Annotated in this window: 14 protein-coding genes; 4 read left to right on the top strand and 10 right to left on the bottom strand. The window is 41.3% G+C overall.

Annotated features, from left to right (window positions below; all coding sequences use genetic code 11):
• Nucleotides 1-375: 375 nt before the first annotated feature.
• The 6 genes from D3H64_RS08480 to D3H64_RS08450 all read right to left on the bottom strand — a co-directional run bounded on the left by D3H64_RS08480 (nucleotide 376) and on the right by D3H64_RS08450 (nucleotide 5,795).
• Nucleotides 376-864: a dihydrofolate reductase gene (locus tag D3H64_RS08480; protein WP_121565815.1), complete on the bottom strand. Its 489-nt coding sequence runs from the start codon at nucleotides 862-864 to the stop codon at nucleotides 376-378.
• A 27-nt stretch (nucleotides 865-891) separates the two neighbouring features.
• On the bottom strand, nucleotides 892-1,833 hold the full coding sequence (locus D3H64_RS08475; RefSeq protein ID WP_121565814.1) for a thymidylate synthase: 942 nt from the start codon (nucleotides 1,831-1,833) through the stop codon (nucleotides 892-894).
• Nucleotides 1,834-2,348: 515 nt separating this feature from the next.
• Nucleotides 2,349-2,798: an RDD family protein gene (locus D3H64_RS08465; RefSeq protein WP_158589261.1), complete on the bottom strand. Its 450-nt coding sequence runs from the start codon at nucleotides 2,796-2,798 to the stop codon at nucleotides 2,349-2,351.
• 1 nt (nucleotide 2,799) lies between these two features.
• Nucleotides 2,800-3,840 carry a signal peptide peptidase SppA gene (sppA, locus tag D3H64_RS08460; protein WP_121565811.1) on the bottom strand — a complete coding sequence of 347 codons (1,041 nt, stop codon included), beginning with the start codon at nucleotides 3,838-3,840 and terminating at the stop codon, nucleotides 2,800-2,802.
• Between the two features lie 297 nt (nucleotides 3,841-4,137).
• Nucleotides 4,138-4,611, bottom strand: a complete 474-nt coding sequence (locus D3H64_RS08455) for a nuclear transport factor 2 family protein (protein WP_158589260.1) — start codon at nucleotides 4,609-4,611, stop codon at nucleotides 4,138-4,140.
• A gap of 374 nt (nucleotides 4,612-4,985) precedes the next feature.
• On the bottom strand, nucleotides 4,986-5,795 hold the full coding sequence (locus D3H64_RS08450; RefSeq protein WP_121565809.1) for an HAD family hydrolase: 810 nt from the start codon (nucleotides 5,793-5,795) through the stop codon (nucleotides 4,986-4,988).
• Nucleotides 5,796-6,121: 326 nt separating this feature from the next.
• Here D3H64_RS08450 and D3H64_RS08445 point away from each other — a divergent pair, with 326 nt between their 5' ends.
• The 4 genes from D3H64_RS08445 to folP all read left to right on the top strand — a co-directional run bounded on the left by D3H64_RS08445 (nucleotide 6,122) and on the right by folP (nucleotide 9,683).
• Complete coding sequence (locus D3H64_RS08445) at nucleotides 6,122-6,835, top strand: B3/4 domain-containing protein (protein ID WP_121565808.1); 714 nt, start codon at nucleotides 6,122-6,124, stop codon at nucleotides 6,833-6,835.
• 279 nt (nucleotides 6,836-7,114) lie between these two features.
• A complete protein-coding gene (locus D3H64_RS08440) occupies nucleotides 7,115-7,924 on the top strand; it encodes a PfkB family carbohydrate kinase (protein WP_158589259.1) in 810 nt (269 codons plus the stop codon).
• Nucleotides 7,925-8,183: 259 nt separating this feature from the next.
• On the top strand, nucleotides 8,184-8,675 hold the full coding sequence (locus D3H64_RS08435) for an ECF transporter S component (protein ID WP_121565806.1): 492 nt from the start codon (nucleotides 8,184-8,186) through the stop codon (nucleotides 8,673-8,675).
• 27 nt (nucleotides 8,676-8,702) lie between these two features.
• Nucleotides 8,703-9,683, top strand: coding sequence for a dihydropteroate synthase (gene folP, locus D3H64_RS08430; RefSeq protein WP_121565805.1), 981 nt, complete (start codon nucleotides 8,703-8,705; stop codon nucleotides 9,681-9,683).
• Nucleotides 9,684-9,966: 283 nt separating this feature from the next.
• Here the strand turns inward: folP and D3H64_RS08425 are convergent, their stop codons facing one another.
• From D3H64_RS08425 to D3H64_RS08410, 4 genes are all read right to left on the bottom strand, one after another.
• Nucleotides 9,967-11,901, bottom strand: a complete 1,935-nt coding sequence (locus D3H64_RS08425) for a ferrous iron transporter B (protein ID WP_121565804.1) — start codon at nucleotides 11,899-11,901, stop codon at nucleotides 9,967-9,969.
• Entirely contained in the window at nucleotides 11,888-12,121 is a 234-nt protein-coding gene (locus D3H64_RS08420; protein ID WP_121565803.1) for a FeoA family protein, read from the bottom strand. The genes D3H64_RS08425 and D3H64_RS08420 overlap by 14 nt, the downstream gene beginning before the upstream one ends.
• 715 nt (nucleotides 12,122-12,836) lie before the next feature.
• Nucleotides 12,837-15,479 carry a pneumococcal-type histidine triad protein gene (locus D3H64_RS08415; protein ID WP_121565802.1) on the bottom strand — a complete coding sequence of 881 codons (2,643 nt, stop codon included), beginning with the start codon at nucleotides 15,477-15,479 and terminating at the stop codon, nucleotides 12,837-12,839.
• Entirely contained in the window at nucleotides 15,480-16,406 is a 927-nt protein-coding gene (locus D3H64_RS08410) for a metal ABC transporter solute-binding protein, Zn/Mn family (RefSeq protein ID WP_121565801.1), read from the bottom strand.
• Nucleotides 16,407-16,623 lie beyond the last annotated feature (217 nt).

Below are 16,623 nucleotides of genomic sequence, written 5' to 3'. Positions count from 1 at the left end.
GTAAAATAAAGATTTTTGATCATTTTCTTTTGAGTATTGGATAAATTTTGGGGGAATTTAGGTAACAATAAAATTTTCCTCCTCCCGATTTTGACACTTAGATTAGCAACTGATTGTTTTGGTGACTTAGCGATTACTTCCTCCCCCCAAACTTTGACACTTACGCCCTAAAAAAGCGAGTATAGATGTTGATAGACCAACATTTATACTCGCTTTACTTTTTTTGATCTGTATATACTAAGATTACTCTTTCGTTTCCTTTAGCTTATAGTTCAAGCTAAATCCCCCAAAAATTTATCCAATACTCAGCGGACAAATGTTGGGGGAAAATTTAGGATTCAAGCTCTTTCCTTAGTTTTTAGGGATAAATCCCCTTTATTCTTCTGCTTTCCGTTGCCACTTTTCAATAGTAAAGGCTGTCCCCGTCTTTTTATCCACTTCATCTTTTGATGACATTAATTGCCAAACACTTGGATCCGGAGCTTTCAAGGAGCGATCTGTCACATAAGTTTCATGAATAACCGTTCGAATCAACTCATGGGCGTAGGGGTAGAGACTTTCATATAGACTTTGGCCACCAATCACATAAAAATCATGAGACCCTTCCATCGCTAGTAATTCATCGAGAGTCTTCACCACTTCTATTCCTTGATAAGCATGGGGATCTATTTGCGTAGAAACAACAATATTTCTTCTTTGTTTCAAGGGACGGTAGCCCATAGAGGCAAATGTTGTCCGCCCCATCACGACAGTTTGATGCAGTGTCGTGGCTTTAAAATGAGCCATCTCACTTGCTAGATGCCACGGGAGATCACCCTTATAGCCAATACCACCTGCTTGATCTTGAGCATAGACAAAAATCATGACCCTTTCTCCTTCCTAGAGCTTTTCTTAGACTGCAATTGGTGCTTTGATCGTTGGATAAGGCTCGTATCCTTCCAAACGTATATCCTTCAAATCAATAGCTTCCATCTCTTCATCCGAATCAATCACGAGCCTTGGTAAAGACTTAGGCTCACGTTTCATTAATTCCTCAACAGCTTCTTTATGATTGAGGTAAAGATGAGCATCCCCAAAGCTATGAATAAATTCCCCGACTTCTAAACCGCAAGCCCGTGCAATCAGGTGCGTCAACAAGGCATAACTAGCAATATTAAAAGGTACCCCTAAGAAGACATCCGCTGACCGTTGATACAACTGGCAACTCAAACGCCCTTCACTGACATAAAATTGACAGAAGGTATGGCAAGGTGGTAAGGCCATATCTGGGACTTCTTCCGGATTCCAAGCGGTTAACAAATGCCGTCTAGAATAAGGATTCTTCTTAATCTGATCAATGAGATCAGCTATTTGGTCAATTTTACCTCCATCACGAGTCGGCCATGAGCGCCATTGATAGCCATAAATATGCCCTAAATCCCCATAAACTCTAGCAAAGTCCTCGTCTTCTAAAATACGCTGTTCAAAAGCTTTCACTTCTTCTTGATAAATGGTATTAAATTCAGGATCCTTGACCGCTCTTCTTCCAAAATCTGTCATATCTGGTCCTTTATAGGCAGGACTCTTAACATATTTCTCAAAAGCCCATTCTGTCCAAATATGATTCTTGTGTTCGAGTAAATAGCGAATGTTCGTATCCCCTCTTAAAAACCACATTAATTCTGACTTGACTAAACCAAAAGGCACACGTTTTGTCGTTAAAATAGGGAAACCTTCTTGTAGATCGAAACGCATTTGATAGCCAAATACCCCTTTCGTCCCTACTCCTGTCCGATCTTCCCGAATCACGCCATTCTTTTCAATATGGCGAATCAAATCTTGGAATTGCTTCATAGCTTCTCTCCTTTTGTGTATACTTTGGGGCTTCCCCTCATTATTTAGACTCTCTTTCTAGATAGAGTTCATTGTCACTAAAGATACTTTGGGGCGTCATCTCATTATTTAGGCTCTACTTTCCATCCATTTATTTCAACTTTTAATACAGTTCAAAAAAAGCTCATACGAATTAGCCCTTTATCTCATCAGCCATCAACATCTTGGCCTTTTTCATGCCTATCAGCTTTTGATCGCTAAGTAAGAAAACTCGTGACCTAGTAAAGTCGCGAGCTTCTTTTTTATATGTTCTCTTAACAGATAAAGTTCTAAACTTTACTTTATATAGGCTAGCAAAAACAGATAAAGTTGTAAGCTTGTCTTTATCTAGGCTTGCAAAAACTGACAACGTTGTAAGCTTTCCTTCACAGGCTTGCAAAAACTGACAACGTTACAAACTTTCCTTCACAGGCTGGCAAAAACTGACAACGTTACAAACTTCCCTTAGCTATTCTAGCCTAGAAATCCTAATAGAACTAGTCTTCAATCCCTTTAAATGCTTCTACCTTTACCACTCGGGTTTTAGCAAAATAGTCTCCTAGACTAGCCTTCTCACCCATCACTAGTGGCATGGCATATAAAATCCAAACAACTCGGGTGAGATAGCGCCCACAAGCTTCACGAAGGAGGACGTCTTCCCACGTCAATTCTTCTCGATCCTTCCGAATCACTTGTAAGCCTAGTAACATCTTTCCTAGCGTTTGACCATGATTAAACTTCGTCATTAGGACAAAGTAAGTCACAAACACTAGGGTTGACAAAATATAATCGACGACACTATTTTCTATCATTAAGGCGGTCAAAGCTAACACAGCCCCAGTGAGCCATTTTACAACAAGCCCATCGAATAGAAATGCTACACCACGTCTAAAGAATCCGGCATAAGGATAGATGACGGCTTGGTCTTCTTTGATTACCCATTCCATCTTATTCCCCTCCAAACAAATACATAGCTCGTGGTCCTTCATCGCTTGACTTTTCCTTTGTCAAAAGCAAAGAGTTGAGCCAAGAAGCAGGGCCTTTTGGAGCTAAAGATTTTGGTAACCATTTTGCCCAATTAGCAAGAGTTTCTTGTTTATAGGTCACCACTTGAGGATCCTTCACTTTCATTTCTTTAGAGAGAGCCTTGATGGCATCTTCTCGGTAACCAATTTCATCTACTAGCCCTTGATCTTTCGCTTGTTGACCGTCATAGATCCGTCCATCTGCTAATTTTAATACTTGCTCTCGATTGAGATTTTTCCGTCCTGCATCTACAACATCCACAAAACGTTGGTAAGCAGAATCCACATAGCCTTGGAGAATCTTCTTTTCATCATCCGTCATCGGACGAGTCGTACTCATGATATCCTTGTGCGCCGCTGACTTAATCGTCGCATCTTTTACGCCATATTTCTCTAAAAGCCCAGAAACATTCAGGGAATGCATAATGACCCCAATAGAACCCGTTAGCGTTTCTTGACTGGCAAAAATTTTATCACTAGCGGAAGCAATGTAATAACCTCCACTAGCCGCCATCCTTTGCATACTGGTATAGACCGGCAATCCAGTCTTTTCTTTCAAATCCTTAATCGCCTTATACACTTCAGCAGATTCAAAAACGCCCCCGCCAGGACTATCCACCGTTAACAAAAGTCCTTTGATGGAAGAATCTTCTTGAGCCTTTTTAAGACTGGATAAGATCAATTGATGGTCATAACCTTCTCCCGCCCCCAAAAGACTAGTCGAATTACTTTTTGTAATAGCCCCTTCAATCGGAATTTCTAAAATTTTGGCATTTTTATTTTCGCCTTCGACAACTTTTTCTGTTAGTGTTGGCTTCAATAAATTCTCAGCTACTTTATCCGCACTTTCTTTTGTAAAACTAGACGCTAAATTGGCTGTTCCTTCCGCTGTCATCGATAAAGCAAACACACACAAACTGGCAATCACAGCGACCCAACGCCTCTTATTACTCATTTCTCTCATCCAACGACCCTCCTTGGACTATAGTAATTCCAGTTTATCCTATTCTATCAGATGGTTCAATACTAGCGCTAACTAGGACAATCATTATACACATACGCTAACGGCAAACATTATACCCATATGACAAAGCCTTAAAAGGGGCTTCTATACAATCCCTTATACGCATACGACTAAGCCTTACAGGATCCTTCTAGACATAACATTATACCCATATGACAAAGCCTTACAGGGGTCTTTTATACATACATTATACACATCTTGCTAAACCTTATAGGATCCTTCTATACGTCTCTACTTCTAGCGATCAATAAAATCTGCAATCACTCGGTAGCGGTATATCTTGCTGGTCTTTACTAACCATTTCCCATCAATTTTTTCGAAAGTATCCTTGTAATAACCATAGCCATTAAAAGCCCCGTAGCCATGCTTTAACACACGGTCTTCAAAAGGAAAAATAGCTTCGGCACTTGTGGAAGAAGTCACCGTAATTTCTGGAATATGGCCCATGTGAGCAGATTGCACGTCTTCCCCCATCCCCTTATTAGCGTTACGAATAACTTCCTCTAGTGATCTAGACGGTTCCAGTTTAGCAGGGAAAAGTGGTAACTGCCCCCGAACAGGATCGTGGGTAGATTCTGAAATATCAAAGACGACATCTTTTGCCATGACCGTTCGTAAAAGCTCAAAGTCTTTACTATCAATGGCTCTCCAATACCTCGCCTTACATTGTTTAATTTCTTCTATCGCTAGCAAACGTTCTATATCATTCATTTCTATCCCTACTTTCTTCATGGAGAATATCTTTCATTGTATGCTTTATCTTGTTTTTGTCAACTCTTGTCTTCTTTTCCCTTTACCTTAAAGAAAAGCCAATCGCATGTTGAAACGATTTGTTAGGGAAAGCTTTTGCCCTCGCCTTATTCTTTTAGTTTTCCCTTCCACCTTAAAGAAGAGGAAATCCCCTAATAGCGTTAAAGAAAAGATGAGCATTTTCCCTTATTCTTAGGAAAGAAGTCCCTTGATCGAGCCAAAGGACAGCTGGGCATTTTTCCCTTGCTCTAAAAAAAGAAAAACGGCTCAACAACTGAACCGTCCATCCCTTCTTTAGAAAGAGTGCATTCCTCACAACTTCCTATTATTTTTAACTAGTGAGCTTTTTTTGCCGCCAAAACTTGATCGATCACTTGGATGACCCCATATTCCTCATTAGATGGTGCAACAAATTTGGCATAGCGTTCCATCCCTTCAGTTGCATTCGCCATCCGATAAGAATAGCCAACAGCTGCTAGCATTTCTGCATCATTAAAGGTATCCCCAAAAGCCATCATATGCTCTAACTTAATATTCAAAGCTTGGCCTAGTTGACGAATACCTGCTCCCTTGTCAATCCCCTTATTCATCAGGTCAATCCAGACATCATCCCCTATAGTAGCAGAAAATTCTTGTCCAAAAACTGGCCCATAATGATGATCTAACTGCCACTGACTGTCCTTCTCAGGAAAATAAACTGACACCTTATTGGCTCGATTCGCTACAGACAATAAATCATCCACATAATGAATATTAGTATAAAAGCGACGATAGAAGTTTTCAAAAGGTTTAGAATCAGGCTCTGTAACAGCTCCTTCTTCAGCACAAAGAATAGGATAGCCTTTAGTTTTTTCTTTTGTATAACGAATCATATCCAAATAACTTGGCCGATCCACTTCACTATAAAAAATTTCCTCATCATAATGAGATACCGCTGCCCCATTGTCACTGACAAAAGAAATCAAACCAGCATAATCCTTAAACATATCCTTTAGGGTTGCCATTGGTCGCCCACTAGCAATCGCAAATTCCACTCCGGCTTCTTTCAAGGCAAGTAATCTCTCTCCAAAGTGAGCTGGTAGTTCACCTGCTTCTGTCAGCAAAGTATGATCCATATCTGTCGCAATCAATCGTACGTCTTTCATTCAAGTCCTCCCCTAGACCGCAAACGTTTTTTCTTCTCCTTTCCATGTTAAAAGATTCTCTCAAATCTTTCAAGCATCACTACAAGAAGTAAGCCACGAAAAGACTCCTATCATCTATTGCTATTCATTTTCGCCTGGATATTCGCCCGCTTCCTTACAAAGCTATATCGTCAACAATTCACCACTCCGTACCCCTTCCAAAAAACTCTACAAGAAGTAAGCATTTTTGCATTTCCTTCTAGACTCATTCATACTAGCCACTTTTGCATTTTCTTCTAGACTCATTCATAATAAGGATAAGCTATTTAAACTAAGGAGGTTCTCTGATGACCCAATTTATTGTTGATCCATCTTTTTGGGAAGTTTTTCCAGAAGCTAAAATTTTTACCCTCGCAGTTGAAAACATTGATAACCATATCGACCCAGCTAAAAACGGTGAATTTAAACGCCTCTTGCGCCAAGCTTTCGAGGCTGCAGAAGACCATGTCGCCCTATCCCCATTCGCCAGCAACCCAGTGATTGCTAAATGGAGAGAAGCTTTCACTCGTTTTAAAAAGAAAAAAGGCGTCCGTTCCTCTATCGAAGCCCTCTTGAAACGGGTCGACAAGGATAGCCCTCTTTCTCCTATCAACCCTCTAGTGGACATCTATAACTCCATTTCCCTTACCTATGCTGTGCCATGCGGTGGGGAAGACATCGATAAAATCGAAGGAGATATCCACTTGGGTAAAGCAAAGGGCGGGGAACCTTTCTTCCCTCTAGGTGCAGAAGAAGATGCTCCAGCTCTCCCAGAAGAAATTTGCTACTTTGACAACGAAGGAGCCGTTTGCCGTTGCTTCAACTGGAGAGAAGCCGAACGCACCATGTTAACAGAAGAAACCACTCGGGCAGCCCTTGTCATTGAAGCTATCGATAACGAAAGTGCTGAACAAGCAAAAGAAGCCATAGAAGCCCTTCAAAAAGCTATCGAAGACTACTTTGGCGTGAAAGGCACTATAAAAGTGGCTGACAAAGAAAACCCTAGCCACCAATTGCTATAAAGCCATAAAGAAAGACTAGCGCAAGCTAGCCTAGATCCTGCCCTCTAAAATAGCTGTGTCCATTAGCCCTATTTTAGAGGTTTTTCTTTTAACTTACCAAAAAAAGGCAAGCGACTTTCGCCTTTTTGAAAATATTTAGAACGTTTACATCAAGTTAACAAATGCTTATAATAATATAGGATAGTTTAAGGAAAGTTAAGAAGGGAGCCACTTTAACTTGGCAAAGCAGTCACCCCTATGACTATCCCTTCTATCTTGATGTCGAAAGGTGATGATCTATTGACCAAATGTATACTCTCAATTGGTGGTTCTGACAGTTGGGGTGGAGGTGGCATTGCTACTGACCTCAAAAGCTTTGATCACTTTGGCTTTTTCGGTCTAACCGCCATTACCTGCCTCGCCGTTAAAGATGAAAAACAGGGATTTTCTGTTCTTCCTATCGATCAAAGGGCGATTGAAGCTCAACTCAAGACTATAAAAGAAGATGTCCCTCTTGCCGCCATAAAAATAGGACTTTTACACCAAGTGGAAACCATCCAATTAGTCAAAGAATTTTGCCAGCACTACCAAGGTAAAATCCCTATTGTCTTAGACCCTGTCATGGCTTTTAAAGAAGGCGAAGTAAACTATCAAGGGCAATACCTCTCTAGCTTGCTTGACTTAATCAGCAAAGTAGACCTCATTACACCTAATCTACACGAAGCCGAACTACTAAGTGGGCAAAAACTTGGAAAAGGTCTGGACGATTTTATCCACTTAGCTAAAACAATCTATGAAAAGACCTCTACTCCAACTTTCTTAAAGGGAAGAGACCATCTCTCTTCAACAGAAGCCATAGACGTCCTCTATTCCAAGGAAGGCGCTCGGATCTACCGCTTATCTCATCTTCCTTCCAAAACGCTTAACGGTGCGGGTTGTTGCCTATCTTCAGCCGCTACTGCCGCTTTAGCCTGCCCTTATCCCCTAGAAGAAGCTCTGACCTTAGCCAAATCCTTTACCCACCAAGCCATTGCTTCTGGAATAGAACTATCCAAAGATTCAGGAAATGTCTACCACCCTTGCCCAGTCCCTTTCCAAAACGTCAAATAGTGCCTATTCCATCTATTGCATTTGACTAGTAACTAGTCCTCCATTCTAAAAGAGAAGCTTGTCACTTAGCATTTCAGTCCTCTCTTATAAAAGAGAAGCTTGTCACTTAGCATTCTAGTCCCCCATTATAAAAAGGGAGCTTGGCTCTTATCGTTTCATTCCTTCTTTCAAAATTGGAGCTTGCCTCTTATCATTTCACTCCTCTATTACATCTCTAGTTAGCATTTATTTTTAATTATAAATTATAAGGAGACTTTTTATGCAAAAACGTTTTTTACCTCATATTGCTATAATGATCGCTCTAACAACCGTTCTTTCTCTTCATGTCCTTATTCCTGTCCCTGCCACTAAAGGCATTATTACCCTTTGTGAAGCAGGCATCTACACCACTTCACTTCTTTTAGGTCCTATTCCTGGCGCTATTGTTGGTGCAGCGACAGGTGGCTTAGTGGACTTCATTTCTGGTTTTTCAGAATGGATGCCTTGGTCCATTGCCATCCACGGCCTACAAGGTTTACTAGCAGGCTATCTTGCTCGGCATTTTAAACCATCTGGGCAAATCGTTGGACTTGTTCTAGCTAGTTTATTGATGGTTACAGGCTACGCTTTCGCCACTTACCTCATGTACGACTGGCCAGCTACCCTTGCTTCGATCCCAAGCAACTTGGCGCAATGTGGACTAGGTATACTAGTTGCCCTCCCCCTCTACCAAGCTTTGAAAAAGATCAAATTGGCCGGTTTTTCTAAATAAATCCCTATTTAAAAAGGAGCTTGTCTTATGTCCTCATCATTTGATTTTCACTATAAAAATGCTGTTTTACAAAGTGGTGGTTCGACCCTTATTTGTGGCATCGTCAACGTGACCCCAGATTCTTTTTCAGATGGTGGAAAATGGTTCGACCCTGAAAAAGCTCTTGAACACGCCAAAGAATTAGTCGCTCAAGGGGCTGGAATGTTAGATATCGGTGGAGAATCTACCCGTCCTGGTTCCACTCCAGTTCCTGCCGAAGAAGAAATCAAAAGAGTCGTGCCGGTTATTCGTGCCTTAAAAGAAAGCCTCGATGTCCCTATTTCTATTGACACTTGGAAAGCCGACGTCGCACAAGCCGCTATCGAAGCAGGAGTCGATATTATCAACGATATTACCGGTCTATTGGGTGACCCTCATATGGCTGAAGTTGTTAGCCAAAGTGATGTCGGTATCATTGCCATGTTCAATCCCGTTATCGCTCGTCCCCATCATGCTGGTAGCAAAATCTTCCCAAGTTTCGGAGGAGAGGGCGTCTTCACGACAGAAGAATTAGATCATTTTACTCGTCTGCCTATCCAAGATGTCATGACAGCTTATTTCAATAAGGTACTCGCTTTAACGGACGAATTTGGCATCGATCGTCAACGGATTATGTTGGATCCTGGTATTGGTTTTGGCTTAACGAAACGTGAAAATCTTCTTTTGATCCGTGATTTATCCAAGATTCACGGTATGGGTTTCCCTATTTTCCTTGGCGTCTCTCGCAAACGTTTTGTCGTTAACCTCATGACAGAAGCAGGCTTCAACTTGGATCCTGAAACAGAGGACGGCTTTAGAAACCGTGATGAAGGCTCTGCCGCCCTCTCTGTCATCGCCGCTATCAAGGGGGTAGAAGTCATTCGTGTCCATGACATCCACCACCATAAAATCGGAACGATCATCGGGGATGCTGTCCGTATGGCAGACGAGATCGATAATATAGACTTTGCTGCCTACCAAAACAAATAAGCTTAAAACGCACTATTTTATCCTATTGTTTTCTATTTACCCTAAATTTTTCCCATACCCAAGAGAATTGGTGGGCAAATTTGGAGGGATTTAGGACTAAACAAATAAAGCGTGGTAAGAACGACTAAAGTTCTTGCCACGCTATTTTTTATGAATCGTTTACCGTACCCTTTTAACGTCCATCTCAGTTTATGACTTGTTTACCCTATCCTTTTAACGTCCATCTCAGTTTATGAATCGTTTACCCTATCTCTTTAACGTCCATCTCAGCTAAAGGAAAAAGCTAAATCAAATGGAAAAGATGCGCCACAGCTGTTGTCACTAGGCAGAGGAAAATCCCCGTCACTGTTGGCACCCAGAAAGAAACCCAAGTCCAGTGATTGGAGCCTGTTTCCTTCTTAATGGTCAAAATAGTTGTCCCACAAGGCCAGTGGAATAAGGTAAAGAGGATAACATTCAGAGCCGTTAACCATGTCCAGCCATTCGTCAAAAAGAGTTGCCTTAATTGATCCAAGGAATCAAAATCCACAATGGTAGAAGTGGCTAAATAGCCCATCAACATACATGGTATAACAATTTCATTGGCTGGGAATCCTAGAATAAAGGCCATCAAAATGACCCCATCCAAGCCCATTAACCTTGCAAAAGGATCCAAGAACTGAATAAAGTGGGTCAAGATCGTTGCGTCTCCAAGATGCACATTCGCTAAGATCCAAATCACTAAACCGACAGGCGCAGAAACTTTTAAAGCCCGAGCCAAAACAAAGAGCGTCCGGTCAAAAATAGATCTGACAACCACTTGCCCAATACGTGGTTTCCGATAAGGAGGTAATTCCAAAGTAAAGGATGATGGCATCCCTGATAGAATCGTCTTCGACAGCAAGTAAGAAATCCCCATAGTCATAAAGACGCCTAGGAGAATAGCTGCCGTCAAGAATGACGCTGCCTTAAAGGAAGTGAAAAAGTTGACGTGTGTGCCGACAAAGAAAATGGAAATAACCGAAATCAAAATAGGGAAACGTCCATTACATGGCACAAAGTTATTGGTAATGATCGCTATCAATTGTTCACGTGGAGAGTCAATAATCCTTGCACCAGTCACCCCAGCTGCATTACAACCAAAACCCATACACATACTCAAAGCTTGCTTGCCACATGCCCCAGCTCGTTGGAAAGAACGATCCAGATTAAAGGCAATCCGTGGTAGGTAACCAAAATCTTCTAACAAAGTAAACATTGGGAAAAAGATCGCCATTGGTGGCAACATAACAGATACTACCCAAGCCACAACCTTGTATACCCCATCAACTAAACAGCCCCTTAACCACAAAGGCCAGCCCCATGCTAGAGTCCATTTGAGCAAAACTTTATGGAAGGCAAATAAAACTGTCGCAATCATATCAGAAGGGAAATTCGCTCCTTCAATGGTTAGCCAAAATACAGTCATCAAAAGGAGCAACATAATAGGAACTCCGGTAAAGCGACTCGTAAACAAGCGATCCAAGCGCCTATCGAGTAAATCATAGGCTGTGTTTGGAAAAGTCAAGGCACATTTAGCTATACTCGCTGCTCGGTCAATTAAGGCCTCTACTTTTTCTTGTTCATTGTCCGACAACATGCTTTGAAGATGTTCACGGACTAAAGTATTGGGTCTATAAGTTCCATTAGCTGTTTCTTCAACGGCTCGCATTAATTCTTTCAGCCCTTTGCCATGGTTGGCAGATGAAGCAATCACTCGAACCCCTAATTGTTGTTCTAACTGCTTGAGATTAACCTTAATGCCTTTACGTTCAGCTTCGTCCATTAAGTTGACACATACTACCACATTCTGGGTCAACAAAAGAATTTGTAAAACAAGGTTCAAATTGCGTTCCAAAGCAGTCGCATCACAAACAACCACAGTCACGTCGGAATCATTGGATTCAATAAAAGACCTTGCTACTTCTTCTTCTGGAGAATGAGCTGACAAGGAATAAGTCCCAGGTAAATCGACTAAAGTAAAATGAGCTGTTCGGCTATCATAATCCCCTTTGGCCACTTCAACAGTTTTTCCAGGCCAGTTCCCCGTGTGTTGATGTAAACCAGTCAAGCCATTGAAAACAGTACTTTTCCCCACATTCGGATTCCCTGCCAGAGCAACGGTATAGGCATGATTGACCTTTTCCCCTAGCTTTTCCTTATGACTCTTTTCTTCCTGCCAGAATTTACTTATCCCCAACTAAAGTCACCTCTATTCTTTTGGCATCTTTTTGCCGAATAGCAAAAACTGTTTCACGTACCTTATACGCCATTGGATCCCCACTAGGACTTGCTTGTAAGGCCTCTACCGGCGTCCCTTTTGTAAAGCCTAGATCCCATAATCTTCGTGTCATCGCTTCATCATGATGGATCTCCCCAATGATTGCCCGTTCATTAGGTTTTAGATCAGCTAAATACATGATCTCACTCCTTTTTATTAAAGCTACTTAAATTTTAAAGGATCTAAAAAAAGTTATCAATGATTTTCAATACATATAATTTTTGTAAGATGAAAATCAAAACAGGTACGATTTATAAACTTGACTATAGCAAGGATATTTAAAGCCCATTTATGAAACTGAGAGCTATTTTCATTTAAAAATAATTTGCAGTTAGTTTTTATAAGCATTCAAATTTATCCACAAATTTCACTCAACCTAAAATTTTTGCCTGATTTTTCTTGTAAAGATTACAAAAAAGGATAGTCATTGATCCCCCTCCCCAACATCGACAAACAACGTCAACTATTGGGCTCTGGCTCTATACTTTTTGATGTTGGTGAAAGAGACAGACTGTAGTCTGTCTATGCCATATAAAGCACAAAAATGACCGATTCTTTCGGATAAGAGTTACCTTCATCCGGGAAAATGCAGCGGGACCGCTGGGAGCCTTGGTCTCCCAGCTAGTCAGTCTCAAACTTGCTGTAAGCCTTTCGGCACAGCAAGTAATTCGCTTGACTTCCTTTTACGCTGCTCCCGATGAAGGACTCTTTCCTCCAGTTCGGTCATACTGAGCTTTCTATTCATCAGTGCTTGTTACATTCACCAACAACAAAATTTGACAACGTGCCTTTTTTTGAATGTTTTTCTTATTTCATCCCTAAAAGCTAAACTTAGCTATACTGCAAAGCTTTCTTTAGAGATAAGATAGGGCTATTGAGCGATCCCATTCGATCACATCACCATCATCATAGCTAATGAATATTTTTTCACCTTGTATAGTGACTTGAGATAACTTCACTCCATAATGCCCCGCTACAAAAGTACGTAAAGCTTCATCAGACACGACTTTTTCTGCTGGTTTTGGACTTTCTTCGGTCTTCCCAGCATCTTCAGCCGGCTTAGTCGTTTCGTTATTCTTTCCAGTCACTTCATCCTTTACTTTATCAGCTGTATCTGTCGTTTCATTTTCTTTCTTTGTTTCTTCAGAAGTGGCGTCTTTTCCTTTATCCTCCACTTCATCCTTCTTTTCTTCCTTCGTTGGCTTGCCATGATCCTCTGCCCCATGAGGTTGAACCCAAGGCGCAGGTCGATCTTCTGGATGGGTCATGACCCATTTAACGGTAGCGATAGTTTCCGGATCCAACCAATCATATGGAATATAGTGCAAATGATCCACGTGAGGCACGATGAATCTCGTTCCCGTATCCATCACTGCACTCCCTGCGTGCCCGTAAAGGTTTGCCGGATCTTTCAACAAGGCCGGTTCTAATTCCCCATCTTTCTTCGGTGCAATTTTGAAGACATAGTTTTTATCTAATTGGCTCATCCGAAATTCCGCAAAAGCTATTTGAGCAGTATCCATGTCTTCTTTTGCCATAAAGCGTTCCATAGCCCCATCTTTGATATAGTAGCCCTCTTTCCCGTTTTGAACAGCTTTACGGGTAAAGTTCTTCCACCAAAAATGCGTAGTCGTATCTAAATCATCCTCTTCATCATCATGGGATTCATCAGTTTTTTTCTCTTGATCTTTCTTACTATCAGCGCCTGTTTCGTCTTTTTTCTTATCAGAATCTTCTTTAGGACTATCCTTTTCTGATTCTTTCTTATCAGAATCCTTCTTGTTAGTTTCCGTTTCCTTCTTATCCGAGTCTTTCTTGTCACTATCTGTTTCTTTCTTTGGCTCGTCTTTCTTATCAGAATCCTTCTTTGGCTCCTCTTTTTTACCAGAGTGATGGTCTGGATCTAGTGGCTTGTCTTCTTTTTCAGCCTTTTTCTTTCCATTTGCCCTTACCCAGTTTTCAACTTGAGCCAATTCCCACTCTTCTAATTCTCCAAAACTGATGTAATGCACATGATCTTCATGGCGGGCAGAAAAGCCTGAATCATCTACCTCAATAATTGACTCTGGGCTAAAGACATAGTGGTCACTGGTGCTGTAAGCTTTTCCATCGAGCCCCTTGCCATAGCGTTTTATTTTCTTTCCAAAGAAATAACTATAAGCATTAGTTGGATCTTTCTTTTCTGAAGAAGCGTGTTCACTGTCATTTTTATGGTCTTCGCCGGATTGATGGCGTTTACCACCATCTCCATCATGTTCGTGCTTTTCATCTTCCCCTTGATGATCTCCGTCGTGCTCATGCTTATTATCAATTCCGTGATGATGTCCGTCGTGTTGATGAGTTTCATCTTTCCCATGATGGTCATCGTGATGGTGTTCATCAGCCGATGGGTTTGCCCCTGCTTGACCAGATTGGCCAGCTGATAAAACAGCTTCTGCCGCTTCAATTTCAATTTGATTGAGTTGGTCGAATGGAATGACATGGAAGTGGTCGCCATGCGGAATCACATAGCCTATCGCCGTCCGTTTAGTTACCTTATAAGGGTTAAAGACTAGCCCATCTGCTTCTCTATGCCGTTCTTTAACTGGCATCTTTTCCCAACGAGAAAGCGGGTTATCTAAACTTTCGGAAGGTTTTGCTGACGGTTTAACAACACTCGTCTTCTTCCCTACAGTGAGTTGTTTTCCATCCTTAGTTTTCACCACATGTGTTTTCTTAGAATGTGACTGACTGGTCATAGTTTGAGATGTTTTGGCAGGTGCTTTCCCAAGATAAGCATAAGCCGCAGCTAACTCTCCTGCTGATAAAGCTGACTTTGGCACGTAATGGAAATGGTCTCCATGAGCACAAATAAAAGCATCTCCAGCATCTTGGACGATAGAACCAGGAGTAAAGATATAGCCATCATCTGTCGTATAACGCCCACTAGCTTTCGCTTGTTGAACAGCCTTTTCTACTTTGCTATTCATTGCCTTGCTAACTTTTTTTCCATGTTTTTTACCATGACTGTGTTCTTCTTGTTGCTTCTTGATTTCTTCTAGACTACGCACATGAGTCGCTTTAGACGGATCTTTCAGATACAAGTAGAACTTATCCTTTAATCTGATGATAAAGCCATCCACATGTTTGCTCACCACATCTGCTTTATTCAATTGGTAGGACTTATCCTTTAGGACCAACTCTTCACTGATTAAGGCATCATAAGGAATCTTCCCATTATAATAGTGGAAATGATCGCCATGAGAAGTCACATAACCTTCTTTAGTGATTTTCACCACGATTTGTTCAGCTGAAATACCTTCTTCATCATTCAATTTGTCAGTTTGATCCTTAGCAGATAAGTGAGCTTTAGCCTTATGTCCTCCCTCATCTGTATAACGCACTTGTTGATTATCGTTCGACTGGCTTGAACAAGCACTCAGAGCTAAGCCACTCCCTAAGAGTAAACTAGTCACGCCAATCGCCATCAAGCGGGATGTTTTTCCTTTAATTCCCATCTAACGTTCCTCCAAATCCTGAGCAATCACTTCAAGATTGCTTTGTAAATTTTCTAAATAACTTTTCTTATTCTCCGGATCACGTTCAAGAGGATCCAAGCGTTTCACCTTAGCCCCTGTCGCATGAGCCAAAGTTTTAGCCGATTTAGGAGATGTTTGAGGTTCTGCAAAAATGGTCTTCACCTTATTTTCTTTGACAAAATCCGTCAATTCCCCCATCCGTCGAGAGTTGGGCTCAATATCATCAGAAATCCCCGCTAAACCTAACTGCTTCAAGCCATAGCGAGAAGCCACATAGGCAAAGGCCGTGTGTTGGGTCACAAAAGTTTTAGCCTTCGTTTTAGAAAAACGTTTAGCCATCTTAGCCGACAATTGATCTGCCTTATTGGCGAAAGCCTCCGCATTTTTTTGATAGGTCGCCTTGTTCTTTGGATCGATCTTACCTAACTCTGAAGCAATATGTTTAGCTTCTTTCCCAGCTAAAACAGGATCTAACCAGGTGTGGGGATCATATAAAGCTTTTTTATCCATCCCCTTCATGACTTTGACATCTTCTAAGCCCTCCACTTTTTGAAGAGGTAAGCCTTCAGAAGCTTCCAGCAATTTGACCTTTTCATCTTTAAAGACTTCCTTGAAATTCTTGGTCCAACTTTCTAAAGTCCTCGAATGATAAACAAATACATCCGCCTTACCGATCGCTGTCAAGTCCCCTGGAGAGGGTTCGAATCCATGAATCCCTTGGCTAGAATGAATCATCCTAACATCATTCAAATCTCCTGCTACTTCCTGAGTAATGGCATAAATGGGGTAAAAACTCGTCACAATCGACAAACCTTTAGTCTTTTGACTCGGCGCTTTTTGGCAACCCATCAAGAGAAAGATGCCTAATAAGCTCATTAAAGCCATCAAATAATAACGTTTTTTCATTTTTTCTCTCTTCCTTCCTTTTCCTCTTTCGATTTTTCTTCATACAGTCTTAAACCTGCTGAGGAAATCCCTAGCAAACTTCCTTTAGAAGCCCTAGCTCTTCCTTCGTCGAACTCCCTAGCTTTTCTTTCCTTCATTGAGAACCCATCAGCTGTTATTGATACTCTTAAGCTTTAACCAGTTTGTTCAATCAGCCCATCAGCCGTCGTTTCTACTT

The sequence above is a fragment of the Atopobacter sp. AH10 genome, assembly GCF_003664595.1.
In the GTDB taxonomy this organism is placed as follows: domain Bacteria; phylum Bacillota; class Bacilli; order Lactobacillales; family Aerococcaceae; genus Atopobacter.
This window is presented reverse-complemented; position numbering and strand designations above follow the sequence as displayed.

What these genes read in the sequence shown, in the direction of transcription:
- sppA (WP_121565811.1), bottom strand. Translation starts at nt 3,840, where the DNA reads ATGAGAGAAATGAGTAATAAGAGGCGTTGGGTCGCTGTGATTGCCAGT.
- D3H64_RS08420 (WP_121565803.1), bottom strand. Translation starts at nt 12,121, where the DNA reads ATGTATTTAGCTGATCTAAAACCTAATGAACGGGCAATCATTGGGGAG.
- D3H64_RS08475 (WP_121565814.1), bottom strand. Translation starts at nt 1,833, where the DNA reads ATGAAGCAATTCCAAGATTTGATTCGCCATATTGAAAAGAATGGCGTG.
- D3H64_RS08435 (WP_121565806.1), top strand. Translation starts at nt 8,184, where the DNA reads ATGCAAAAACGTTTTTTACCTCATATTGCTATAATGATCGCTCTAACA.
- folP (WP_121565805.1), top strand. Translation starts at nt 8,703, where the DNA reads ATGTCCTCATCATTTGATTTTCACTATAAAAATGCTGTTTTACAAAGT.
- D3H64_RS08450 (WP_121565809.1), bottom strand. Translation starts at nt 5,795, where the DNA reads ATGAAAGACGTACGATTGATTGCGACAGATATGGATCATACTTTGCTG.
- D3H64_RS08480 (WP_121565815.1), bottom strand. Translation starts at nt 864, where the DNA reads ATGATTTTTGTCTATGCTCAAGATCAAGCAGGTGGTATTGGCTATAAG.
- D3H64_RS08410 (WP_121565801.1), bottom strand. Translation starts at nt 16,406, where the DNA reads ATGAAAAAACGTTATTATTTGATGGCTTTAATGAGCTTATTAGGCATC.
- D3H64_RS08445 (WP_121565808.1), top strand. Translation starts at nt 6,122, where the DNA reads ATGACCCAATTTATTGTTGATCCATCTTTTTGGGAAGTTTTTCCAGAA.
- D3H64_RS08415 (WP_121565802.1), bottom strand. Translation starts at nt 15,479, where the DNA reads ATGGGAATTAAAGGAAAAACATCCCGCTTGATGGCGATTGGCGTGACT.
- D3H64_RS08465 (WP_158589261.1), bottom strand. Translation starts at nt 2,798, where the DNA reads ATGGAATGGGTAATCAAAGAAGACCAAGCCGTCATCTATCCTTATGCC.
- D3H64_RS08455 (WP_158589260.1), bottom strand. Translation starts at nt 4,611, where the DNA reads ATGAATGATATAGAACGTTTGCTAGCGATAGAAGAAATTAAACAATGT.